This is a genomic window from Methylobacterium oryzae (assembly GCF_021398735.1).
In the GTDB taxonomy this organism is placed as follows: domain Bacteria; phylum Pseudomonadota; class Alphaproteobacteria; order Rhizobiales; family Beijerinckiaceae; genus Methylobacterium.
On record NZ_CP090349.1, the window covers coordinates 62,463 to 85,847 of the forward strand.

The 23,385-nt window shown below is 72.7% G+C and carries 22 protein-coding genes; 8 read left to right on the top strand and 14 right to left on the bottom strand.

The window, feature by feature from the left end:
• Window positions 1–54 precede the first annotated feature (54 nt).
• A complete protein-coding gene (locus LXM90_RS00270; protein ID WP_020094282.1) occupies window positions 55–741 on the bottom strand; it encodes a response regulator transcription factor in 687 nt (228 codons plus the stop codon).
• A 377-nt stretch (window positions 742–1,118) separates the two neighbouring features.
• Between LXM90_RS00270 and LXM90_RS00275 the strand changes: the two genes are divergently transcribed.
• Window positions 1,119–1,676 carry a L,D-transpeptidase family protein gene (locus LXM90_RS00275; RefSeq protein ID WP_020094281.1) on the top strand — a complete coding sequence of 186 codons (558 nt, stop codon included), beginning with the start codon at window positions 1,119–1,121 and terminating at the stop codon, window positions 1,674–1,676.
• Window positions 1,677–1,745: 69 nt separating this feature from the next.
• Here the strand turns inward: LXM90_RS00275 and LXM90_RS00280 are convergent, their stop codons facing one another.
• Window positions 1,746–2,453, bottom strand: coding sequence for a YggS family pyridoxal phosphate-dependent enzyme (locus LXM90_RS00280; protein ID WP_199778775.1), 708 nt, complete (start codon window positions 2,451–2,453; stop codon window positions 1,746–1,748).
• A 268-nt stretch (window positions 2,454–2,721) separates the two neighbouring features.
• On the opposite strand from LXM90_RS00280, the gene leuS reads away from it, so the two are divergent.
• Window positions 2,722–5,307: a leucine--tRNA ligase gene (gene leuS, locus LXM90_RS00285; RefSeq protein ID WP_020094279.1), complete on the top strand. Its 2,586-nt coding sequence runs from the start codon at window positions 2,722–2,724 to the stop codon at window positions 5,305–5,307.
• A gap of 436 nt (window positions 5,308–5,743) precedes the next feature.
• On the opposite strand, the gene LXM90_RS00290 is transcribed toward leuS, so the two are convergent.
• The 3 genes from LXM90_RS00290 to LXM90_RS00300 are packed head-to-tail and all read right to left on the bottom strand — an operon-like array spanning window position 5,744 to window position 8,265.
• Window positions 5,744–6,529: an ABC transporter substrate-binding protein gene (locus LXM90_RS00290; protein WP_020094278.1), complete on the bottom strand. Its 786-nt coding sequence runs from the start codon at window positions 6,527–6,529 to the stop codon at window positions 5,744–5,746.
• 15 nt (window positions 6,530–6,544) lie between these two features.
• Window positions 6,545–7,315 (bottom strand): TerC family protein, encoded by a 771-nt coding sequence (locus tag LXM90_RS00295; protein ID WP_020094277.1) that lies wholly within the window; start codon window positions 7,313–7,315, stop codon window positions 6,545–6,547.
• Window positions 7,312–8,265 (bottom strand): lipid kinase, encoded by a 954-nt coding sequence (locus LXM90_RS00300; protein ID WP_020094276.1) that lies wholly within the window; start codon window positions 8,263–8,265, stop codon window positions 7,312–7,314. Before LXM90_RS00300 ends, LXM90_RS00295 begins: the two co-directional genes overlap by 4 nt.
• Before the next feature lie 215 nt (window positions 8,266–8,480).
• On the opposite strand from LXM90_RS00300, the gene LXM90_RS00305 reads away from it, so the two are divergent.
• From LXM90_RS00305 to LXM90_RS00315, 3 genes are all read left to right on the top strand, one after another.
• A complete protein-coding gene (locus LXM90_RS00305) occupies window positions 8,481–9,413 on the top strand; it encodes a hypothetical protein (protein WP_020094275.1) in 933 nt (310 codons plus the stop codon).
• Between the two features lie 233 nt (window positions 9,414–9,646).
• Window positions 9,647–10,921: a thermonuclease family protein gene (locus LXM90_RS00310; protein WP_042671712.1), complete on the top strand. Its 1,275-nt coding sequence runs from the start codon at window positions 9,647–9,649 to the stop codon at window positions 10,919–10,921.
• Window positions 10,922–10,925: 4 nt separating this feature from the next.
• The gene (locus LXM90_RS00315) at window positions 10,926–11,966 is read left to right on the top strand and encodes an aldose epimerase family protein (RefSeq protein WP_020094273.1); all 1,041 of its coding nucleotides are present in this window, start codon (window positions 10,926–10,928) and stop codon (window positions 11,964–11,966) included.
• Between the two features lie 25 nt (window positions 11,967–11,991).
• On the opposite strand, the gene LXM90_RS00320 is transcribed toward LXM90_RS00315, so the two are convergent.
• The 6 genes from LXM90_RS00320 to LXM90_RS00345 form a co-directional block, all read right to left on the bottom strand.
• On the bottom strand, window positions 11,992–12,348 hold the full coding sequence (locus LXM90_RS00320) for a hypothetical protein (RefSeq protein WP_020094272.1): 357 nt from the start codon (window positions 12,346–12,348) through the stop codon (window positions 11,992–11,994).
• A gap of 24 nt (window positions 12,349–12,372) precedes the next feature.
• Window positions 12,373–12,717: a hypothetical protein gene (locus LXM90_RS00325; protein WP_020094271.1), complete on the bottom strand. Its 345-nt coding sequence runs from the start codon at window positions 12,715–12,717 to the stop codon at window positions 12,373–12,375.
• Between the two features lie 16 nt (window positions 12,718–12,733).
• A complete protein-coding gene (locus LXM90_RS00330; protein ID WP_020094270.1) occupies window positions 12,734–13,162 on the bottom strand; it encodes a hypothetical protein in 429 nt (142 codons plus the stop codon).
• 131 nt (window positions 13,163–13,293) lie between these two features.
• On the bottom strand, window positions 13,294–13,812 hold the full coding sequence (locus tag LXM90_RS00335) for an Hsp20/alpha crystallin family protein (RefSeq protein WP_020094269.1): 519 nt from the start codon (window positions 13,810–13,812) through the stop codon (window positions 13,294–13,296).
• Between the two features lie 142 nt (window positions 13,813–13,954).
• Window positions 13,955–14,437, bottom strand: coding sequence for an Hsp20 family protein (locus LXM90_RS00340; protein ID WP_020094268.1), 483 nt, complete (start codon window positions 14,435–14,437; stop codon window positions 13,955–13,957).
• Window positions 14,438–14,919: 482 nt separating this feature from the next.
• Window positions 14,920–17,574, bottom strand: a complete 2,655-nt coding sequence (locus LXM90_RS00345) for a DNA translocase FtsK (RefSeq protein ID WP_234081407.1) — start codon at window positions 17,572–17,574, stop codon at window positions 14,920–14,922.
• A 167-nt stretch (window positions 17,575–17,741) separates the two neighbouring features.
• Here LXM90_RS00345 and mtnA point away from each other — a divergent pair, with 167 nt between their 5' ends.
• A complete protein-coding gene (gene mtnA / locus LXM90_RS00350) occupies window positions 17,742–18,845 on the top strand; it encodes an S-methyl-5-thioribose-1-phosphate isomerase (protein ID WP_020094266.1) in 1,104 nt (367 codons plus the stop codon).
• A 234-nt stretch (window positions 18,846–19,079) separates the two neighbouring features.
• Complete coding sequence (locus tag LXM90_RS00355) at window positions 19,080–19,775, top strand: class I SAM-dependent methyltransferase (RefSeq protein WP_042672819.1); 696 nt, start codon at window positions 19,080–19,082, stop codon at window positions 19,773–19,775.
• 7 nt (window positions 19,776–19,782) lie between these two features.
• Here the strand turns inward: LXM90_RS00355 and LXM90_RS00360 are convergent, their stop codons facing one another.
• The 3 genes from LXM90_RS00360 to pth all read right to left on the bottom strand — a co-directional run bounded on the left by LXM90_RS00360 (window position 19,783) and on the right by pth (window position 22,859).
• Window positions 19,783–20,772: a MaoC family dehydratase gene (locus LXM90_RS00360; RefSeq protein ID WP_020094264.1), complete on the bottom strand. Its 990-nt coding sequence runs from the start codon at window positions 20,770–20,772 to the stop codon at window positions 19,783–19,785.
• A gap of 150 nt (window positions 20,773–20,922) precedes the next feature.
• Window positions 20,923–22,020 (bottom strand): redox-regulated ATPase YchF, encoded by a 1,098-nt coding sequence (ychF, locus tag LXM90_RS00365; protein ID WP_020094263.1) that lies wholly within the window; start codon window positions 22,018–22,020, stop codon window positions 20,923–20,925.
• Between the two features lie 230 nt (window positions 22,021–22,250).
• Window positions 22,251–22,859 (bottom strand): aminoacyl-tRNA hydrolase, encoded by a 609-nt coding sequence (gene pth, locus LXM90_RS00370; protein WP_026605103.1) that lies wholly within the window; start codon window positions 22,857–22,859, stop codon window positions 22,251–22,253.
• A 295-nt stretch (window positions 22,860–23,154) separates the two neighbouring features.
• Here pth and LXM90_RS00375 point away from each other — a divergent pair, with 295 nt between their 5' ends.
• Window positions 23,155–23,385: a hypothetical protein gene (locus LXM90_RS00375; RefSeq protein ID WP_020094261.1), complete on the top strand. Its 231-nt coding sequence runs from the start codon at window positions 23,155–23,157 to the stop codon at window positions 23,383–23,385.

Sequence of the window (23,385 nt, forward strand, 5' to 3'; positions counted from 1 at the left end):
CACCCTGCGCATACGCGAACCCGCCGGATCGCCTACACGTAAAGCTTCAATTCGTCAGGGCAGCAACTTGTATCCGCCGCCCTCGGTCACGAGGATCGCGGCGGTGGCGGGGTTCGGCTCGATCTTCTGGCGCAGCCGGTAGATATGCGTCTCCAGCGTGTGCGTGGTCACCTGGGCGTTGTAGCCCCAGACCTCGGCCAGCAGGGTGTCGCGGTTCACCACGGCCCGGCCCGCCCGGTAGAGGAAGCGCAGGATCGCGGTCTCCTTCTCGGTGAGCTTCAGCTTGGAGCCGCGCTCGCCGACGAGGAGCTTGGCGCCCGGGCGGAACGTGTACGGGCCGATCTGGAAGACCGCGTCCTCGGAGGCCTCGTGGCTGCGCAGGTGGGCGCGGATCCGGGCCAGCAGGATGCCGAACTTGAACGGCTTGGTGACGTAGTCGTTGGCGCCGGCCTCCAGCCCCTCGACGTGATCCGCCTCGGAATCCTGGGCGGTCAGCATGATCACCGGGCCGCGGAAGCCGGCGGCGCGCATCCGGCGCACGGCCTCGCGCCCGTCGAGGTCGGGCAGGCCGACATCCATGACGGCGAGGTCGATCCGCTCCGCGGCGACCCGCCGGATCGCGTCGGTGGCGTTGGCCTCGGTGAAGACCGTGAACTCGTCGCAGAGATCGAGCTGCTCGGTCAGGGTATCGCGCAGGACCGCGTCGTCGTCGCAGATCAGCAGGCGGTAGACATTCGGCATCGTCCGGGCCCCAATGCGTGCTGCGGGAGGGGCGAGGGCCGCCTGCCGGGTGCAGCATGCGATGATGTCAGATCTCGGCAGGATCGCGCGACGACCCTACCCAGGCTTGTGTTTCCGCATCCTTTCGCCGCCGTGACAAGCGCCCCGGCGAACGGGCTGCGGGATCGGGGGCGCGCCGCTCCGGGATCACGGCGGCGGTCCCCGCGGCGCGGCGGGGGGCTGGCGCGCTCCCGAATCCCGGCTCGGCGGCCCGGGTTCAACCGAGAGATAGAGCATCCTTTGTGGCCGGAAGTTGCCTTGTGCGCAATTTTTCACCGGTTCGAAGTACCGATCCCGGGCATAAGGCCCCGGGACCGGGCGGATTCGGGAGGACGGAGATGCGGCGGCCGAGCAGGGGACCCATCCGCCTGACCCTGGGGGAGATCCGCGTCCGCGCCCTCGTCGGGGACCGGCGGCGCGGGCAGCTCCTCGTCGGCCCGGCGGTGATTCCCTGCGCCCTCGGGGCGGGCGGGATCGTCGGCGACAAGCGCGAGGGCGACGGCGGCTCGCCGCGCGGGCGCTTCCGCCTGCGCGGCGGCGCGTACCGGCCCGACCACCTCGCGGTCCGGCCGCGCACGCTGCTGCCCCTGCGGGCGACCCGCCCCGACGACGGCTGGTGCGACGAGAGCCGGGACCGCCGCTACAACCGGCCGATCCGCCTGCCGGCCCCGGGGGTCAGCGCCGAATCGATGTGGCGGGGCGACGGGCTCTACGATGTGGTGATCGACCTCGACTACAACCGCGCCCCGATCCGGAAGGGGCGGGGCTCGGCGATCTTCCTGCACATCGCCCGGGACGGCTACCGCCCCACGGAGGGCTGCGTCGCCCTGGCCCGGGCCGATCTCCTGCGCCTGCTCGGGCGCCTCGGGCCGCGGACGCACCTGCGGATCGGCTGAGGCCCGGGCCCAGGTTGAGGCCCGGGCCCAGGTTGAGGCCCGGGCCCAGGTTGAGGCCCGGGCCCAGCGTCAGGCCTTCCGGGTCCGGGCCCCGAAGATCGCGGTCCCGACCCGGACATGGGTGGCGCCGATCTGGATCGCCGCTGGGAAGTCCGCGCTCATGCCCATGGAGAGGATCGGCAGGTTGTGCTCGTGGGCGAGCCGGGCCAGCAGGGCGAAATGGGCCGAGGGCGGGTCGTCCGCGGGCGGGATGCACATCAGGCCCTGGATCGCCAGCCCGTGGGTCTCCTGGCACTCCGAGAGGAGGGTGGCGAGCTGGTCCGGGAGCACGCCGCCCTTCTGCGGCTCCGCGCCGGTGTTGACCTGGATGAGCAGCTTCGGGGTCCGGCCGGACCGCTCGATCTCCTTGGCCAGGGCCGCCGCGAGCGACAGCCGGTCGAGGGAGTGGATCACGTCGAACAGCGCCACCGCCTCCCGGGCCTTGTTGGATTGCAGCGGCCCAACGAGGTGCAGCTCCACGTCCGGGAAGCGGTGGCGGAGGGCCGGCCACTTCGCGGTGGATTCCTGGACGTAGTTCTCGCCGAAGACGCGATGGCCGGCCTTCAGCGCCGGCAGGATGCCCTCGGCCGGTACGGTCTTGGAGACCGCCACGAGTTGCACTTCGGCCGGGTCGCGCTCCGAATCCTCGGCCGCGCGGGCGATGGCGGCGCGCACCTCGGCGAGCCCGGCCGCGACATCGGCCTGACCGACGGGGAGCTTGTCGGTCCTCTGTCCCATCCCGTCGGTCGGAGGGGCGTTCGTGCCGGTCGTCGCGTCGTCCATGGCGTGCCTGTCCTGTCGCTGCCGGGCGTCGGTCTGCGTGGTATGAGCCTCGGCGCGCGTCGTCGTCGCGCCTGATCCCCGCCGACCTATGCGTTCGCGCGCCCCGCGCAAGCCCGAATCGCGCGCCGCGTTGACCGGCTGCGGCGCAGATATGCTATCGCGGCGCGACCGTGCCGTGGTCATCCTTCGGAATGACCGACGAGCCCCTGACGCAGCCGGATCCATGACCGCCAGCACCGCCCCCCAGCCCGTCGAGCGCTACAACGCCAAGGATGCCGAGCCGCGCTGGCAGGAGGCCTGGGCCGAGAAGCGGCTGTTCGAGACCGACAATGCCGACGGCCGCCCGAAATACTACGTGCTCGAGATGTTCCCCTACCCGTCGGGGCGCATCCACATGGGCCACGTCCGCAACTACGCGATGGGCGACGTGGTCGCCCGCTACAAGCGCGCCCGCGGCTTCAACGTGCTGCACCCGATGGGCTGGGACGCCTTCGGCCTGCCGGCCGAGAACGCCGCCATGGAGCGCAAGGTCAACCCACGGGACTGGACCTACGCCAACATCGCGTCGATGCGCGACCAGCTGAAGGCCATGGGCCTGTCGCTCGACTGGAGCCGGGAGATCGCGACCTGCGATCCCGACTACTACAAGCACCAGCAGCGCATGTTCCTGGACTTCCTGGCCAAGGGCCTCGTCACCCGCCGCACCGCGAAGGTGAACTGGGACCCGGTGGACCACACGGTGCTGGCCAACGAGCAGGTGATCGACGGCCGCGGCTGGCGCTCCGGCGCGCTGGTGGAGCAGCGCGAGCTGACCCAGTGGTTCTTCAAGATCACCGACTTCGCCGAGGACCTGCTGACCGCCCTGGACGGGCTGGACCGCTGGCCCGAGAAGGTCCGGCTGATGCAGAAGAACTGGATCGGCCGCTCGGAGGGCCTGGAGGTTCAGTTCGCCCTGGCCCGGCCGGTGGCCGGCGCGGCCGATCCGGTGACCGTCTACACGACCCGGCCCGACACCCTGTTCGGCGCCAAGTTCCTGGCGATCGCCGCCGACCATCCCCTGGCCGCCGCGCTGGCCGAGGGACGGCCGGAGCTGCAGACCTTCATCGAGGAGTGCCGTCGCACCGGCACCGCCCAGGCCGCCATCGACACCGCCGAGAAGCACGGCTTCGACACCGGCCTGACCGTCCGCCATCCCCTGGACCCGTCCTGGGAGCTGCCGGTCTACGTGGCGAACTTCGTGCTCATGGAGTACGGCACCGGCGCGGTGTTCGGCTGCCCGGCGCACGACCAGCGCGACCTCGATTTCGCCAACAAGTACGGGCTCGGCAACACGCCCGTGGTCTGCCCGGAAGGGCAGGATCCGGCGAGCTTCGTGATCACCGACACCGCCTATGTCGAGGACGGGCGGATGATCAACTCGCGCTTCCTCGACGGGATGCGCACGGACGAGGCCTTCGAGGCCGTGGCCCGGCGCCTCGAAGGGGAGGGGGTCGCCCGGCGCAAGGTCCAGTTCCGCCTGCGCGACTGGGGCGTCTCCCGGCAGCGCTACTGGGGCTGCCCGATCCCGATCATCCACTGCGACAGCTGCGGCCCGGTCCCGGTGCCGGTGGCCGACCTGCCGGTGAAGCTCCCCGAGGAGGTGTCGTTCGATCAGCCCGGCAACCCGCTGGAGCGCGACGCGGCGTGGCGGAACGTGCCCTGCCCGCATTGCGGCGCGCCGGCCCGGCGCGAGACCGACACGATGGACACGTTCGTCGACTCGTCCTGGTACTACGCGCGCTTCACCGCGCCCTGGCTGGCGGACGCGCCCACCGACCGGGCCGTGGTCGACCGCTGGCTGGCGGTGGACCAGTATATCGGCGGCATCGAGCACGCGATCCTGCACCTGCTCTACGCCCGGTTCTTCATGCGGGCGATGCGCGAGACCGGCTGGGCCGGCGTGGCCGAGCCGTTCGCCGGCCTGTTCACGCAGGGCATGGTCGTCCACGAGACCTACAAGGACGCGGCCGGCGCCTGGGTGCCGCCGGCCGAGATCCGCTTCGCCACCGAGGAGGGCGAGCGCCGCGCGTTTCACGTGAAAACTCAGGCGCCGATCGCGATCGGCCCGATCGAGAAGATGTCGAAGTCGAAGAAGAACGTGGTCGACCCCGACGACATCATCGCGAGCTACGGGGCCGACACGGCGCGCTGGTTCATGCTGTCCGACTCGCCGCCCGAGCGCGACGTGATCTGGACCGAGGAGGGCGTGCAGGGCGCGGCCCGGTTCGTCCAGAAGGTCTGGCGGCTGGTGAACGCGGCCGGGCAGGCGGCGGGCGACGGCGCCGCGGACCTGACCCTGCGCAAGGCCGCCCACCGGGCGCTCGCCTCCGTGCAGGACGATATCGAGCGCCTGCGCTTCAACCGCTGCGTCGCCCACATCTACACCCTGGCCAACGCCCTGGAGGACGGCCTGCGCGGGCCGGTCTCGGCCGGTGCCGCCCAGGAGGCGGCCGGCATCCTGGTGCAGCTCATCGCCCCGATGATGCCGCACCTCGCCGAGGAGTGCTGGTCCGTCCTCGGCCGCGGTGGCCTCGTCGCCCAGGCGCCCTGGCCCGAGACCGAGGCGGGGCTCCTGGTCGAGGACGAGATCACCCTGCCGGTCCAGATCAACGGCAAGAAGCGCGCGGACGTGACCGTGCCGCGGGACGCCGACGCCAAGGCCGTGGAGGCCGCGACCCTGGCGCTGGAGGCCGTCCAGAAGGTGCTGGAGGGCAAGGCGCCGCGGAAGGTGATCGTGGTGCCGGGGCGGATCGTGAACCTGGTGGTGTGATCCGGCGTCCGGTTGATGGCATCGATCTGACCGTCTTTGCGAGCGGAGCGAAGCAACCCAGCGGCACGACGCCCACCGAGGTCGCGCTACCCTGGGTCACTTCGCTTCGCTCGTGATGACGGAGCGCGTGACGCCGGCCGAGAGCCTCCTCGGGACATGGAGAGAACCCCGGATCGTGACGTTCCGCTCGATCCTCTGTCCGTCCGTAGATCCGATCGTGAGGTGCCTGCCCCGGCAGGCCTCGAATGAGGGATCCAGTCGGCCGCACGAGCCCTGAAAGGGCTCCTTCGAGGCTCCTTCGAGGCTCCTTCGAGGCTCCTTCGAGGCTCCTTCGAGGCTCCTTCGAGGCTCCTTCGAGGCTCCTTCGAGGCTCCTTCGAGGCTCCTTCCGCTCGCACCTCAGGACGAGGTGTGCGGGTTCGATGGCCGCCGATAACTCATGGCGCCGCCAGATCCGGATCCTGTCCGCTGGCCTCCAGACCGCGCCGCACCAGCCCGTCCCGCTTCGCCCGCGCGACGAAATCCGCGAGATACGCGGCGCCGGCCGGATGCCCGACCGGCATTCCCATCGCCTGCGGGATCTCCATGAAGTGCCCCGGCAGCAGCCGCACCTCCGGGTGGGCCGCCGCGTAGCCGGCGAGGGGCTGGTGGACGCCGGCCGCGACGTCGAGCCCGTCCCGGGCGAAGGCCGTGACCGCCTCGGCGGAGGTCGGCGCCCGCACCAGGGTCGCGTGCTGGAGGGCGCGGGTCAGATACAGGTCGTAGGCGCTCCCGCGCCCGACCGACACGCGCACGCCGTCGCGGTCCACCGCCTCCGGGGAGCGGATCGGCGAGGCGGCCGGCACGAGGTAGCTGCCGGCGATCAGCACGTAGGGCTCCGTGAAGGCGATCCCCTCCGCCCGCTTCGGGTCGATCGCCAGGAAGCAGATGTCCCAGGTCCCGGAGCCCGCCGAGCCCGAGACCGCGCCGGCCCCCGGGAAGGTCACGAACGCCACCGGCACGCCGAGGCGGGCCGCCAGCGCCCGCGCGAGGTCGACCGACACCCCCGCGGGGCCGTCGGCGCCGGCCTGGGCCAGGACCGGATTGCCGAGGTTGATCGCCGCCCGCAGCGTGCCGGTGGGGGCGAGGTCGTGCAGGACCGTCGGATCGGGCGCCATCGGTTTCGTCTCTGCGTGGACGGCGGCGGGGAGGAGCAGGAGGAGGAGGGCCGCGCGCATCCGCATGACGGTCGCTCCCTCTCAGGCGCGCCGCGCCGGACCGGTCGACGCGGGGGCGCCGTCCCGGGCGGGACGGCGGCGCCGGCGGGCCAGCATGTTGAGGCCCTCGACGCCGGCCGAGAAGGCCATCGCGGTGTAGATGTAGCCCTTCGGCACGTGCGCGCCGAACCCCTCGGCGATCAGCGTCATGCCGATCATGATCAGGAAGCCGAGGGCCAGCATCACCACGGTGGGGTTTCGGGCGATGAAGGCCGAGAGCGGCTCGGCGGCGACCAGCATCACCACCACGGCGACCACCACCGCCACCATCATCACCGGCACGTGCTCGGTCATGCCGACCGCCGTGATAATCGAGTCGATGGAGAAGACGAGGTCGAGGAGCAGGATCTGGCCGATCGCCGCGCCGAAGCCGATCGTACCCCCGGTCACGCCCGGGGTCTCGGGCTCCGGATCCACCGTGTGGTGAATCTCCTTGGTCGCCTTCCAGAGCAGGAACAGGCCGCCGCCGATCAGGATCATGTCGCGCCAGGAGAAGTCCTGGCCCAGCACCGAGAAGACCGGCTCGGTCAGGTGCACGATGAACGCCACCGTGCCGAGCAGCCCCAGCCGCAGGATCAGAGCCAGCCCGATCCCGATGCGCCGCGCCCGCGTCTGATGCTCGGGCGGCAGCTTGTTGGTCAGGATCGAGATGAAGATCAGGTTGTCGATGCCGAGCACCACCTCCATCACCACGAGCGTGGCGAGGGCAGCCCAGACGGCGGGCTGACTGGCGAGCTGGAGCAGATCGGTCACGGGCGCGGTGCCTCGCTGGTCGGGAACAGGCGGCTCCCGAGGGCCGTCAGGTCGAAGGGGGCCGGTCCGCGCACCGGTTCGGGCGCCAGGACCTGCAGGATCTTCGGGAAGACCTTGAAATGGGCGGGCGTGCGCGTGGTCAGCTCGCCGTCGGTGTTCACCGGCCGGGGCCTGCGGGTCGAGAGCCGGATCTCCTGGGTGTGGAACGCCCGCACGTCGGCGGCCCGTCCATGCGTGCCCCGCCGCAGGGCGGGCAGCAGCGCGAGGAGCCGCCACCAGTGCTTGATCTCCAGGCTGTAGAAATCGAGCTTGCCGTCGTCGACCGCGGCACTCTCCTCCACGGTCATGCCGCCGCCGTAGTGGCGCCCGTTGCCGACCGAAACCTGGATCGTGGTGACCTTCTCCACCACGCCGTCGTGCTCGATCGTCACCGTGAAGGGCCGGACCCGGCGCAGGACCCGGACGGCCGCCACCGCGTAGCCGAGGACGCCCCAGGTCTTCTTCGATTCGGACGTCAACTCGCCCGCGAGCTCCGCCGAGAAGCCGATGCTCGCCACGTTGAAGTAGTAGTGGCCGTTGACCCAGCCGAGATCCACCGGCCGCGCCTGCGCGGTCGGGATGAAGCGGGCCGCCGCCAGGGGGTCGAGCGGCAGGTTGAGGGAGCGTGCGAGGTCGTTCGCCGTGCCGAGCGGCAGGATCGCGAAGGGCAGGCCGCTCGCCACCAGCGCGGGCGCGGCGTAGTTCATGGTGCCGTCGCCGCCGCCCAGGATCACGAGATCGACCGCGCCGGCCCGGTCGCGGATCACGTCGCGGCAATCGGCTTCCGGCGGCGGCTCCTCCGGCTCGATGCCGCCCGCACGCAGGATTTCCCGCACCTCGTCGAGATCCAGGGCGCCGTTGCGCGCCTTGGCGTTGCAGAGCAGCAGGGCCCGGCGCGGCTGCGTGCTCATCGCGCGCTCCCGGGAAGCGGGCCGGAGGGCGACTCGGTCTCAGGTCGGGCCAAGGGAGCCTCGGTGCACGGGGGAGCGGGCAGTCTGGAACGCGGTAGGGAACCCGGGACCGGCCAAAGGCCAAGTCTGTCCCCGACTTGGTACCCAAACGCACGAACGCAACCCCATCATCCCCGCAATTCCGGGCTGGTCGCCGTCGCGGAGTTCGGCAGGATGTGGGCGCGCCCGAGCCCTTCGTGGAACCCCCGACCCACGCGGGCGCGTTCTCCATGATGCCCGCCCCGGCCGCCAGGAAGGCACCGATGTCCGCCACACGTCCCGTCCGTCCCCAGGCCCTCGCCCTCGGCATGCTCCTGCCGTTCGCCCTCGCGGGCGGTGCCGCCGCCCAGAGCGCCTGGGTCGACCCGCCGCCCCGGGCCGCCGCGCAGGCGCAGGGTTCCGCGCAGGGTCCGGGAAAGGAATCGGCGCAGGAGGCGGCGAAGGAATCGACGAAGGACGCGGCGAAAGCGCCGGTACGCGCCGCCGAGCCGGTCCGGCAGGCCGCCAGACCCGAGCCGGGCGAGGACGCCCTGCCGAAGGCGGCGGCCACGCGGGCGCCGGGACCGAAGCGGGCGGCCGCCCTGGAGCGTCCGCCGGTCCGGGAACACCTGCACCACCCCGCGCGCCATCCGCACCGGCTCGCCGAGACGCCGGCCGCGACCGCCCCGGCGCCGGGCGCGTCGGCGGAGCGCGTGGCCGCCGCCCGGGCGCTGACGACGAGCTACCTCGCCACCGTCTCGGGTCCAAGCGACACCATGGTCGGGGCCGCGACCCAGTACTACGCGACCCGCGTACGCTTCTACGGGCGGCCGATCACCACGGCGGCCCTGGTCGCCGAGAAGCGCAGCTTCGTCCAGCGCTGGCCCGAGCGGCGCTACGAGCCGCGGGCGATGCGCGCCGCCTGCGACACCGAGACCTGCACGATCCGCACGATCGTCGATTTCCGCACCGCCAATCCGGGCCGGGGCGCCGTGTCCAGCGGCGAGGCCGAGCTGGTCCTGGAGGTGGGTTTCGCCGGGACGCGGCCCTACATCCTCGGCGAGACCGGTCGCGTCCTGCGGCGGAGCATCCAGGCCGGGACCCTGGCCGCCTCGCCCGGCAAGGCGTAAGAGCCGCGCGTCGCGGTCCGCCACCCCGCGGCGAGCACGGGCTCGCGCGGGGTGTGCGGCGGCCCCTACAAGAATGCCCGCAAGGGCGGCTAGGAAGGGCGCCAGCGAGGGAGCGTGCGGCGGGGCGCGTTGCGGGATCGGTCCTGCGGGTGGGGCGCCCGCGGGCGCCCTTCGTCGGGAGGCGCGATCGAGCTTCCTTCGCGCCGCGCGTCGGTGATGCCGGGATCGGGTGAATGACGTCTTCAACGGTGGTGGAGCAACAGGAGACGGAGCCGGCCCGGCCGGTTCTCGACAGTCCCGGCCGCCTCGCCCTGCGCGAGACGATCCGGGCCGAGATCGCGCGCGCGCGTCCGCGTCCCGTCGCGGTCCGGACCCTGGAGCTCCTGGCCGAGGCCGCCTGCGCCCCCGACGAGTCCGGGACCGGCCTCCGCGTCCTCGACCGCCACGGGGCCGCGCGGCGGCGGGAGGGCACCTCCGAGCCGATGACCTTGGCGGACCTCGTCGCGGAGCTGCGCGCGCGCCATCCCGCCCTGTTCCTGCCGCCGGAGCCCGAGCCCGAACCGGCCCCGGCGACCGCCGAGGAGGCCCGGGACTCGTCCCTGCTGAGCGGCGCCTACGAGATGAAGGCCGCGACCGCCCGCTTCGTCGGGACCCAGTCCGAGCGGGCGCGCTCCCTGGCGGAGCGCTCCTCCGAGCAGGGCCGCGTGCTGGCGCAGACCGCCGCCGGCCGGTTCGCCAGCCTGCGGACGAACCTGCGCGGACGCTTCGCCCGCCCGCCCGTCGACGCGGAGGCCGGGCCGGCCGCGGGCGCGGATCCGGCGGCGGCCTGGAACAGCGGTCCCGGACGGTTCGGCGAGACGCTGCGCGACGGCCTCGGCCACGTGCGCGACCGCCTCAGCCTCGGCGGGGGCGGGATCGATGAAGGCGGGCGCCGGCAGCGCCGGCTGCTCCTCGGCGCCGTCGCCGGCACCCTGGTGGCGGTGCTCGCCGCGGGGCTCGTGCTGGACCGCTCCGCGCCGGAATCCGGGCGCCCCGCCGCCCCGACCGCTTCCCGCACGGATTCCCGCGCGGAAGCCCCGAGCGGCGCCGCGCCGAACGCGCGGCCCGCAGCCCCCCCGGCCTCGGCCCCCGACACGGTGACGCCGCCCCCCGAGACAGGCGGCGATCCCGAGCCCGACGCGCCGCTGCCGCCGAACGCCGTGACCGGACAGGCCCAGGTGATAGATACCGCGACCCTCAAGGTCGGCGGCAAGGTCGTGCATCTGTTCGGCGTCGAGTGGGTGCGGGGCGGCCAGGCGGAGGAGCTGGCCCGGTACATCGGCAACCGGTCGGTGACCTGCCAGCCCGCCCCCGGCAGCGCGAACATGAACTGCCTCGTGGACGGGCGCGATCTCTCCGAGGTGGTGCTGTTCAACGGCGGCGGCCGCGCCGCCCCGGAGGCGAGCCCCGAACTGGTCGCGGCCGAGGACCACGCCCGGAGCGAGCGGCTCGGGGTCTGGAAGCGCTAGCCGGATGCCGGCCGAACCGTTCGGCACGACGGCGGACGGCCGACCGGTCGGCCGCCACACCCTGAGCCGGGGCAGCCTGCGCGTCGCCGTCATCGAGTACGGCGCGGCCGTCACGGCGATCGAGGTGCCCGACCGCACCGGCCGTCCGGCCAACGTCGTGCTCGGCCTCGACACCCTGGCGGGCTACGAGACCGTGAGCCCGAGCTTCGGCGCGATCGTCGGGCGCTACGCGAACCGCATCGCGGGCGGGCGCTTCAGCCTCGACGGGCACGACTACCGGCTGCCGGTGAACGAGCCCCCCAACACCCTCCACGGCGGCCCGGAGAATTTCGGCCGGCGCCTGTGGCGGGCGGAACTCAGCGACGCGACGCGCCTCGTCCTGAGCCGCCGCTCGCCGGACGGGGAGGAGGGGTTTCCGGGCACTCTCGACGTCCGCGTCACCTACAGCCTGCCCGCGGAGGGCGTGCTGCGCGTGGACTACGCCGCGGTGACCGACCGGCCCACGGTCCTGAACCTCACGAACCACAGCTACTTCAACCTCGCCGGCGAGGGGGCGGGCGGCGTCCTCGGCCACGTCGTGCAGGTCGAGGCGGACGCCTTCGCGCCGACCGACGCGACTCAGATCCCCACCGGCGCGCTGCTGCCGGTCGCCGGGACGCCGTTCGATTTCCGCGCGCCGCGGGCCCTGGAGGCGCGGATCCGCGCCGGGGACACGCAGCTCATCTACGCCAAGGGCTACGACCACACCTTCGCGCTGCGCGGGGCCGCCGGGACGCTGCGGCCGGCCGCCACCTGCGTCGATCCCGGCAGCGGGCGGCGGCTCGACGTCTGGACCACGCAGCCGGCGCTGCAGCTCTACAGCGGCAACACCCTCGACGGGCGCCTGATCGGCCCGTCCGGGCGGATCTACCGGTCGGGCGACGGCGTCTGCTTCGAGACGCAGGGCTTTCCGGACGCGCCGAACCAGCCCGGCTTCCCCTCTGCGGTCCTGCGGCCGGGCGAGACCTTCGCGGCCGCCACGGAGTTCCGGTTCTCGGTCGTGTGATGGTCGTGTGACGGCCGCGGCGCGCTCAGGCCGCCGCGCGATCGAGCGCCCGGGGCGCCGGGATCGCGGCGGCCGGCGCGGCGGGATCGGGACGCCGCGCCTCGCCGAGCGCCAGGAGGGCAGCCTTCACGGCGTCGAGCCGCGACGGCTCGCCCTCGGCCATGCCCTCGGCGGCGGCGACCTCCTTCAGGTACTCGTCCCAGGCCCAGCGCCGCAGGATCTCCCGCTTGCAGCTCGGGAGCAGCCGGGGATGATCGCGCAACGCGGCCGGGGTGTCGAACACCGCGGCCGGGTTGACCAGGGCGCGCTCCATGTCGGGCAGGCGCGCGGCCGCCGGGCCGGGCGAGATGGCGTTTCGGATTCCGATCGTCCCATCTTGCATGGTTGCCTCCCTGGAGGGGCGCGCTCAGCCGCCGAAGAGGCCGAGGCGCGCCGCCGATTGGACGGCGAAGCTCGCCGCGAAGGACAGCAGGGCCGCGTCCCAGGCGGTCAGGTGCCGGGCGTTGGCCGGCGGCCCGGCCCGCGTGATCGCCCGGCCGAGCCACGCGAAGCCCGACAGGCTCAGCAGGGCCGCCAGCACCCAGGGCAGGGCGGGCGCCGGGCAGGGCGCCGCCAGGGCGAGGCACAGGGCCACGGACAGGAACCAGCGGCCGAGCACCGTGCTGTCGGTGGTCCGCGCCGGCCCTCGGCGCCGGCCGCGCCGCGACCGGGGCAGGAGCCCGTGCCCACCCCGCAGGTCGAAGGTTGCCATCGCGCGCCTCCCCGGCTCAGTTCAGCAGGGGCTCCGGTCCGGCCGGACCGCGCTCCCAGCGCCGGAAGAGCGCCGCGGGGACGGGGGGCTCGGGCGGCGGGGCTGCGGGCGGTGCCGAACCCTCGTCGAGCGCCTGGAGCGCCTCCAAGATCGCGCTCAGCGGCACGGGCTCGGCCCGGCAGCCCGGCAGGCAGCGCAGCGTCGGGCAGGACTCGACCGCGCGGGCGTCGGAGGCCCAGGAGGCGAGGATCGCCCGCTTCTCGGCCCGCGACAGGCCGGGATAGCGCAGCACCTCCCGGGGATGCCGGAAGACGTCGCCCGGCGCCACGAAGGCCTCGAACGGCTCGACCGCCTGCGGCCTCAGGCTGGCGGCCGCCACCGGACCGAGGCGCCCGATCTCGGGATGGAACGCGGGATGGACGGGGTTGGTATCGATCGGCTGCATGCGACCCTCCTCATCGTGAGCAAAGGCTGGGGTGGCCGGCACGCCCGATCGGGCCGCGCCGGCCGTCGCGTCATGCGTTCGGGTCCGCGACCGCGCAGGCGGTCACCCCCAGGGTCGGCCCAGGGCCCGGCTCAGTGCTTGGCGGCCGGCGCGCCGGTGCCGTTGATGGCGATGCGCCGGCGGCGCTCCGGCGCCTCGGCCGCGCGCGGCAGCGTCACCGTGAGGACGCCGTTGCGGAACGTCGCCTCGGCCTTGTCCTCCTCCACCGGCACGGGCAGGGCGATCGACCGCTCGAAGCGGCCGTAGCTGCGCTCGGAATAGCCGCGGCCCGTGTCGGTGGTCTCCGCGCGCTTCTCGCCCTTCAGGGTCAGGACGCCGTCCGCGATGAGCAGCTCGACGTCCTTCTCGTCGAGGCCGGGAAGCTCGGCGGAGACGCGGAGCGCGCCGTCCGCCTCCGCCAGCTCGACATGGGGCCAGCCGAAGCCGCGGCCCGCGAGGCTCGGCATCCCGCCGAACCCGCCGAACACGTCGTCGAACAGGCGGTTCATCTCCCGGTGCAGCGTCAGGAAGGGGTTGGCCGGCTCCTGCGACAGGGCGGCCGGCGCCGGGGCGGGGTTGCGGTCCCAGGGAATCAGATCTCTCACGCTCATGGTCCTCGCTCCATCGAATGCGGTGCAGTCGTGGGAACGGGCCCGCGGGTCCGCGGACCCGTGAGGGATGTCATCCGTGTCGACAGGGGTGCCCGGGCGCGCCGCCCGGGGCACCGGATCAGGCCGCCATTCAGGCTGCCATTCAGGCTGCCTTGGCCTCGCGGGCGATCTGCGCCGGGGCGTTGTCCTGGCCGGACGCGGCCGTCGTGCCGCCGATGGCGATGCGGCGGGGCTTCAGCGCCTCCGGCACCTCGCGCTTCAGCGCGACGGTGAGCAGGCCGTTCTCCAGCGACGCGCCCACGACCTTCACGTGCTCGGCCAGATTGAACGTCTGGCGGAACGTGCGGGCCGCGATGCCGCGGTAGAGATAGTGCTTCTCACCCTCCTGGGCGGCCTTCTGACCCGAGACGAGGAGCGTGGTGTCCTGCTGGGTCAGCTCGATCTCGTCCGGCGTGAAGCCCGCGACCGCCATGGTGATGCGGTACTGGTCCTCGGCCACCTTCTCGATGTTGTAGGGCGGCCAGGCGGCCGACGGCTCGACGCGGTCGGCTTGGTTGATCAGTTCGAACAGGCGGTCGAACCCGATGGACGACCGGAACAGGGGCGAAACGTCGTACGTCCTCATAACCACATCCTCCGACGAGCAACGTGACTACAAGCAGCACCGGACACCGTGCCCGGCGCCCTCAGAGCGAGCCCGTTTCCAGGCCTCGCACGCGCGTAACGTGCGGGCGAAGGGCCGGTTCCGCGTCGCGCGAAATTTTTCGGGTTGGGCGGGGGCTGGCCGAATACGGTGATCCGATCCGCGCGGCCTCTCCCGCTGAGCTGCCGGCTGCACGCGCTCGCGGTCTCTCTGTCCCTGAGATCGAGAGCGCGGGTCCCCTCTCCCGTGCGGGAGAGGGTGGGGGTGAGGGACGCGAAGCTTCAGAAGACGGCGCGCCCCGTCCGCGCGTCAAACGCGTGCCCTGTCCGGAGACTTCCCATGCCTCCCCCCAACACTCTCCCGCTCGGGAGAGGGGGCGCGTCGTGCTCCGTCGCAGGGCGCACCGCGAACACGCGTCGGCCGCACGGGGGAGGGGGTGCCGCGAGCGCGGCAGGCCCGCGCTCTCAGCCGACCGCCTCCTCGACCAGGATCTCGCGCTTGCCGGCGTGGTTGGCCGGGCCGACGATGCCCTCGATCTCCATCCGCTCCATGAGCGAGGCGGCGCGGTTGTAGCCGATCTGCAGGCGGCGCTGGATGTAGCTCGTCGACGCCTTCTGGTCGCGCAGCACGACCTGCACGGCCTGGTCGTAGAGGTCGCCGCCGGCCTCGCCGAAGGAGCCCTGATCGAACACCGCGCCGTCGAGTTCGAGCTCCGCGGCGCCGGCCTTGCCCTTGCCGCCGCCCTTCTCGGGCGTCCCCTCCTCGTCGTCGGCGGTGACGGCGTCGAGGTAGCTGGGGCGGCCCTGGCGCTTGAGGTGGGCGACCACGCTCTCGACCTCGCTGTCCGAGCAGAACGGCCCGTGCACCCGCGTCGTGCGCCCGCCCCCGGCCATGAACAGCATGTCGCCCTGGCCCAGAAGCTGCTCGGCGCCCATCTCGCCCAGGATCGTGCGGCTGTCGATCTTGCTCGTCACCTGGAAGCTGATCCGGGTCGGGAAGTTCGCCTTGATCGTCCCGGTGATCACGTCCACCGACGGGCGCTGCGTCGCCATGATCAGGTGGATGCCCGCCGCGCGCGCCATCTGCGCCAGGCGCTGGATCGCCCCCTCGATGTCCTTGCCGGCCACCATCATCAGGTCGGCCATCTCGTCGACCACGATCACGATGTACGGCAGCGGCGCCAGATCCATCGCCTCGTCCTCGTACACCGCCTCGCCGGTGTGGCGGTCGAAGCCGGTCTGCACGGTCCGGGTCAGCACCTCGCCGCGCGCCGCCGCCTCGGCGACCCGGGCGTTGTAGCCGTCGATGTTCCGGACGGCGATCTTGGCCATCTTCTTGTAGCGCTCCTCCATCTCGCGCACGGCCCACTTGAGGGCGATGACCGCCTTCTTGGGGTCGGTGACGACCGGGGAGAGCAGGTGCGGGATGCCGTCGTAGACCGACAGCTCCAGCATCTTCGGGTCGACCATGATCAGGCGGCACTCCTCGGGCTTCAGCCGGTAGAGCAGCGACAGGATCATGGTGTTGATCGCCACCGACTTGCCCGAGCCGGTGGTGCCGGCGACCAAAAGGTGCGGCATGCGCGCGAGGTCGGCGATGATCGGCTCGCCGCCGATGTTCTTGCCTAAGCACAGCGCCAGCTTGTGCTTGCTCTCGGCGAAGTCCGTCGAGGCCAGGAGCTCGCGCAGGTAGACCGTCTCGCGCTTGGCGTTCGGCAGCTCGATGCCGATGGCGTTCCGGCCGGGCACGACCGCGACGCGGGCCGAGACCGCCGACATCGACCGGGCGATGTCGTCGGCGAGCGCGATCACGCGGCTGGACTTGGTGCCGGGGGCGGGCTCGAGCTCGTAGAGGGTGACGACCGGGCCCGGCCGCACCGCCAGGATGTCGCCGCGCACGCCGAAATCGCCGAGGGTCGCCTCCAGCAGCGTGGCGTTCTGCTCCAGGGCATCGGCCGAGATCAGGCTCGCCTGGGACGGGCCGCGGGGGGCCGCCAGCAGGTCGAGGGCGGGCAGGGCGTAATCCTCGGGACGGACGGGCGGCGCGGGCGCGCGCCGTGCCGGCACGGGCGCTGCGGGCGGCGGCGCCACCCGGGACGCGTTCGGCTCGGCCCGCGGCGGGACCGGGCGCTGCGGCGCCTCGAACGCCTCCGGATCGTCCTCCGCGTCGTCCCGCGGCGGCGCGGCGCGGCGGGCCGGTGCCGCGGGGGAGTCCTCGGACGCGTCGAAGACGGGCTCGCGCCGGCTCGCGCCGGCCTGCCGGCCTTCGGGCAGGTGCTCGGCCCAGGGAAGGTCGGCGTCCGTGAAGGCGCGGCGGGCTGCGAGGGCGGGCGACGCGCCGTCGATCGGCTCGGCCCGGCCGGCGCGCCACGCGGCGATCCGGTCGGCCGCGGCGCCGCGCAGGCCCATCAGCCCCTGCGCCAGGGCGCCGACACCCACGAGGCCGAGGCTCGGCTCGTCGGAATCCTCGCGCTCGTCGCGGCCCGAATCCCGGCCCCGCGCCGGCGCGCGCCGGACGGGGTAGGGATCGTCGTGCAGGCTGTCCTCCTCGACGGCGCCGAACCGGCAGGCGCCGGTCAGGCTGAGGATCGCCACGGCGGCGTAGCCGAAGCCGACGAGGTGGGCCGCCGCCGACGAGACCGCGCCGACGATCACCCGCGCCATCGACAGCAGGCCGTCGCCGGCCACGCCGCCGAGGCCGGTGGGCAGGGGCCAGCGGGTCGTCGGCGGGAGCGCGCTCGCCACCGCGCTCGCGGCGCAGAAGCCGATGATCCAGAGGGCGATGCGCAGCCCGCCCTCGGGCAGGTTGCGCTCCCGCATCAGCCGGATGCCCCAGAGCACCGGCGGCAGCACGAAGGCCAGGGAACCCAGGCCCAGGATCTGCATGGCGAGGTCGGCCACGACGGCGCCCGGCTGGCCGAGGACGTTGTGGGCGGCGTGGTCGGTGGCGTGGTTGAGGCTCGGGTCGTCGATCGACCACGTGGCCAGGGCCACGGTCAGCGCGACCGCGCCGGTGAACAGCACGAAGCCGCCGAGCTCCGTCAGGCGCTTGCCCAGGAAGGGGCGAACGCTGTCGACGAAAGTCTCGTAGGGCGATGCGGGACGGCGAAGCGAGCGCATGCGGGACCGGACGCAGGACGGGGACTTACCCCCGAGGCTAGGCACGACCCCCTTAACGACCTGCTAAGGTTGAGGAAGGCTCACCGGCGCCCGGCCGCGCATCCCCAGGCTGTCGCCGTCCGCGCCCACGGGTGCAAAATCCGCCCCGCTGTGGCACAGGAGCGGCCATGAACATCGACGGCCAGCCCTACCGCACGATCTTCCCGGACCCGGACGGCCTCAGCGTCCAGGTGATCGACCAGACCCGCCTGCCCTTCGCGTTCGAGCTGAAGCGCCTCGCCACGCTGGAGGACGCCGCGGTGGCGATCCGCACGATGATCGTGCGGGGCGCGCCGCTGATCGGCGTCACGGCCGCCTACGGGCTGGCGCTCGCCATGCGCGCCGACGCGTCCCACGACGGGATCGACCGGGCGGTGGCGACCCTCTCGGCGACGCGGCCGACAGCGATCAACCTGCGCTGGGCACTGGACCGGGTCTCCACCAACCTGCGCCAGGTCGCGCCGGACGAGCGCTTCGCCCGCGCCTTCGCGGAGGCCGGCCGCATCGCCGAGGAGGACGTGGCGAGCTGCCGCTCGATCGGCGCCCACGGCGGCCAGATCATCGCCGACCTCCACGCGGCAAGGGGCGGCGACCGGCCGGTCACGGTCCTGACCCACTGCAATGCCGGCTGGCTGGCGACGGTGGACTGGGGCACGGCGCTCGCGCCGATCTACGCCGCCCACGAGCGGGGCGTGCCGGTCCACGTCCTGGTCGACGAGACCCGGCCGCGCAGCCAGGGTGCCGCGCTCACGGCCTTCGAGCTGAACGGCCACGGCGTGCCGCACACGGTCATCGCCGACAATGCCGGGGGCCACCTCATGCAGCACGGCGGCGTCGATCTCTGCATCGTCGGCTCGGACCGGACCACGGCGAGCGGCGACGTCTGCAACAAGATCGGCACCTACCTGAAGGCGCTGGCGGCCCACGACAACGGCGTGCCGTTCTACGCCGCCCTGCCGTTCTCGACCATCGACTGGACCCTCGACGACGGGGTGAAGGAGATCCCGATCGAGGAGCGCGACGGGCGCGAGGTCACCCACATGACCGGCCGGCTGCCCGACGGCGGCTTCGCCACGATCGAGGTCGTCTCCCCCGGCAGCCCGGTGGCCAACCCCGCCTTCGACGTGACTCCGTCGCGCCTCGTGACCGGGATCATCACCGAGCGCGGCATCTGCGCGGCGAGCCGCGAGGGCCTGTACGAGCTCTACCCGGAGCGCCGCCGGGCGGCGTGAGGGCGGATTCTCCCGCAGCCGCGGCCGCCCGGCGCAGTATCCGGGTCTTCCCGAACGCGGTGTGACCGAAAAGGCAGCCTCGGGGGCAATTCGCGCCCCGTATCCGCGCGGCCGCTTTCGCGGCTCGACGGTGTTCGGCAGAACGGATGCCGGAGCGCCGTGGGGAAGAACAAATCTCGACGGCGGATGGACTGATCATCCCAGTCCGATCTCGACACCTTCGAGGTGGCCGCGATGGCGAAATTTCATTTCGTCGAGGATTACGAGGCGTACGTCCGCCAACTGATGCGCGACTTGCCCCTGGATGAGGCGATGAGCGTGGCGGTGGGCGGCGACTACGACCGCATCGGCGCGATCGAGTGCGAGATCCTCCAGCATTTCGGGCTCCGGGACGGCCAGTCGGTGGTCGATTTCGGGTGCGGCTCCGGGCGCCTGGCGGTGCATCTCGCCCGCACCGCGAGCGTCGCGTATCTGGGCCTCGACGTCGTTCAGGACCTGCTGGACTACGCGAAGCGCCGCTGTCCCAGGGACTACCGCTTCGCCCGGAACACGGCGCTGTCGCTGCCGGTCGCCGACGGCAGCGTCGACCTCGTCTCGGCCTTCAGCGTGTTCACGCATCTCCTGCACACGGAGTGCTACATCTACCTGGAGGAGATGCACCGCGCCCTCAGGCCCGGGGGCCGCGTCGTGGCCTCGTTCCTCGAGTTCGGCATGGCCTCGCACTGGGGTGTCTTCACCAAGACGGTCGGCGAGCAGCGCACCAGCACGGTGCCGCACCTCAACACGTTCATCGAGCGCAGCGTCTGGCAGACCTGGGCCGACCATATCGGCTTCGACAGCGTGACGTTCCTCGACGGCACGGCGGCGCCGTGGCCGTCGGGCGTGTATCTGGGTCAGTCCCTCGCGGTGCTCGGCAAGGCGCCGGCCTGAGGCCCGCTCACGGCTCCCACTGGTGGAAGACCGCGCTGTCGAAGGCGAAGACCGCCTCGCCGCGCTGGTTCACCCCGGTGTTGCGCGCGAAGGCCAAGCCCCAGCCCGGCCGCGACGCCGAGGCGCGCTTGTCGGTGAGCTTGGCGCTGAACCGGACCGTGTCGCCCGCGTAGACCGGCTTCAGCCAGCGCAGGTTCTTGAACCCGGGGGAGGGGCCCGCCTCCGGGACCGGCCCCCGGGCGGCCGTGTAGGCGGCGTCCCGGGCGCGGGTCGTCAGCATCCGGTTCATGTAGGCGGCCGCCGTGTGCCAGCCGGAGGCGCAGAGGCCGCCGAAATGGCTGCGCTTGGCCGCGTCGTGGTCGAGGTGGAAGGCCTGCGGGTCGTAGGCCCGCGCGAAGGCCACGATCGCCTCGGCGCTGAACGGGTAGGCGCCTAGCTCCCGCACGGCCCCGATCTCGGCGTCCCGCAGGAACGGCAGGATCTCGGCATCCTCCGGCTCGGTGACCGGCCCCGGCACGCCGATCTCCACGGGCCGCGGGGGCAGGGGATCGGTGCCGCGGCGGGCCAGCATGAAGGTGAAGCGCTGGGTCAGGACCGTCTCGCCGCGCTGGTTGGCGAGGGCGACCTCGGCGGTCAGGAAGCCGAGGCCCGGCTTCGAGGCCGAGTCGCGCAGGCCCGCGACCCGGAAGGTCAGCGTCAGCGCGTCCCCCGGCAGGACCGGCGCGAGCCACCGCAGCTCGTCGATGCCGGGCGCGCCCAGCGACGAGCCGCCCCGGAACGGCCCCTGCTGGAGCAGGCGCATGCCCAGGGCCGCCGTGTGCCAGCCCGAGCCGATCAGCCGGCCCGCGAAGGTCGTCTCCGCCGCCGCCTCGTCGAGGTGAAAGGGCTGAAAGTCGAAATCCTTCGCGAAGCCCACGATGTCGTCGCGGGTCACCGTCAGCGGCTCCCCGACGATCACGTCGCCGACGGAGAAGTCTTCCAGGGCGGGATCGGGCATGGCGGGCTCGTCACGTTGATCAGTGGGGCAGGCGATTGGGATCGCCGTCTTTGCGAGCGGAGCGAAGCGATCCAGGCGGCGCCGCGCTCACCGGGGTCGCGCTGCCCTGGGTCGCGTCGCTGCGCGCGCGATGACGGGGTGAGGCCGACCTCAGTTGGCGAAGCGGAAGTGCAGCACGTCGCCGTCCTGCACCACGTAATCCTTGCCCTCCAGCCGGAGCTTGCCGGCGTCCCGGGCCCCGGCCTCGCCGTTGAGCGCCGTGTAGTCCTTGAACGCGATGGTCTCGGCCCGGATGAAGCCCTTCTCGAAATCCGAGTGGATCACCCCGGCCGCGCCCGGCGCTCGGGTGCCCTTGGTGATCGTCCAGGCGCGGGCCTCCTTGGGGCCGACCGTGAAGTAGGTGACGAGGCCGAGCAGGTCGTAGCCGGCGCGGATCACCCGGTTCAGGCCCGGCTCGGCGAGGCCCACCGCCTCCAGGAACTCGGCCTGGTCGGCCTCCGGCATCACGGCGATCTCGCTCTCGATCTTGGCCGAGACCACCACCGCCACGGCGCCCTCCGCCTTGGCGCGGGCGAAGACCGCGTCCGAGTAGGCGTTGCCCTTGTCGGCGTCGCCCTCGTCGACGTTGCAGACGTAGAGGACGGGCTTGGCCGTCATCAGGCCGAGCGACTGGAACAGCTTCTCCTCGTCGGGCTTGCGCTCCACGAGGCGGGCGGGCTTGCCGTCGCGCAGCAGCGGCAGGGCGCGGTTGACGAGGTCGAGGGTCTCCTTGGCCTCCTTGTCGGCGCCCTTGGCCTTCTTCTCCAGCGCCTGGGCGCGGCGCTCCAGGCTGTCGAGGTCGGCGAGCATCAGCTCGGTCTCGATGGTCTCGATGTCGGCGGCCGGATCGACCTTGCCCTCCACGTGGGTGACGTCGCCGTCCGTGAAGCAGCGGACCACGTGGGCGATGGCGTCGACCTCGCGGATATTGGCCAGGAACTGGTTGCCCAGGCCCTCGCCCTTGGAGGCGCCGCGCACGAGGCCGGCGATGTCCACGAAGGTCAGCCGCGTCGGGATGATCTCCTTCGAGGAGGCGATCCGGGCGAGGTCATTCAGCCGCGGATCCGGCACCGCCACCTCGCCGACATTCGGCTCGATGGTGCAGAACGGGTAGTTCGCCGCCTGGGCGGCCGCCGTCTGCGTCAGCGCGTTGAAGAGGGTCGACTTGCCGACGTTCGGCAGGCCGACGATGCCGCATTTGAAGCCCATGGGTCAGTTCCGTCGCAGCGCGTCGTCGGGCGACGCGCGGAATGGGTTGATGAGAATCGGGCCCGCGAACACGACGCCGCGCGCCCCGTCCTCGGTCGAGCGCGCGCGACACCGACGCGCCGGGCCGCGGCGGCCGGGAGGCAATCGAACCGCCGACAGCCGGGCGCGACGCGCACCGCCTTCATCGGACCCTCTCGCCCGCCCCGATATCCCGTCCCCGTGTGGGCGTGTCAATTTCTGGCGCCCAGCGTCTTCACGTCGTCCCAGCCGCGGCCGGCCATGGCGAGGTGGACCTTGTTCTGGAAGCTCGCGTCCTCGCCGGCGGCGAGCAGGGCGGCGTGGTCGGCCACCGCCCGGCAGAGATCCTCGACCCAGGGCAGCTCGGCCTTGCCGAAATCGTTGAGCACGTAGGCATGGACCAGCGCCTTGTCGCCGGGATGGCCGATGCCGAGCCGCACCCGGCGGTAATCGTTGCCGCACTGCGCGGTGATCGAGCGCAGGCCGTTATGGCCGGCATTGCCGCCGCCGAGCTTCACCCGGAGCTTGGCGGGCGCGAGGTCGAGCTCGTCGTGCAGCACGATCACGTCGCTGAGCGGGATCTTGTAGAAGCGCTGCGCCTCCGAGACCGCGCGGCCGGACTCGTTCATGAAGGTCGAGGGCTTCAGCAGGATCGCCCGCTCGGTGCCCAGCACCACCTCGGCGGCCTCGCCCTGGAACCGGTGGCGGAACGGGCTCGCCCGGTGCTGTCGGGCGATCGCGTCGACGGCGAGGAAGCCGATATTGTGGCGGTTGCCCGCGTAGCGCGCGCCCGGGTTTCCGAGGCCGACGATCAGCCGCATGGTCTGCATCCCTCTCAGGCCGCGGTCTGTGCCACGCTTCGGCGCGGGACGCATCCCCGGCCGTGCCTGGACCCGTCGCGCGCCTTCCGGCCCGCGCCGCGTCTCCCCGTGCGCCAGCGCACGGCGGCGGTCGAACCCGGGGCAGAGTATCTCCGTTGAGAGGTCACATTCGGCCAAGCAAAGCCGGAGCGATCAAGACCGCCGCCCAGCGCATCGCGACGACGATCTTCCTCACTCGACACGGTTGACCGGATGACTTCCCGCTGAAGTCATACGAAGACACTCGGAGATCATCATGACCGTTCGCATGCTCGCTGCCGCCGCCCTGGTCGCCGCGGTCGCCACGCCCGCCCTCGCGCAGGGCCTGGACTCGAAGCACTCGCCCTACCCGGCCTCGGCCTATTCGGGCTGGGTCGGCAACGCCCCCGTCCTGTACCGGGACGCCGCCGGCCCGGCCCGGCCGGCCGCCTACCGCTACAGCGGCCCGCATGCCGGCGGCCCGGCCAACGCCCTGCCGCGGTTCTGA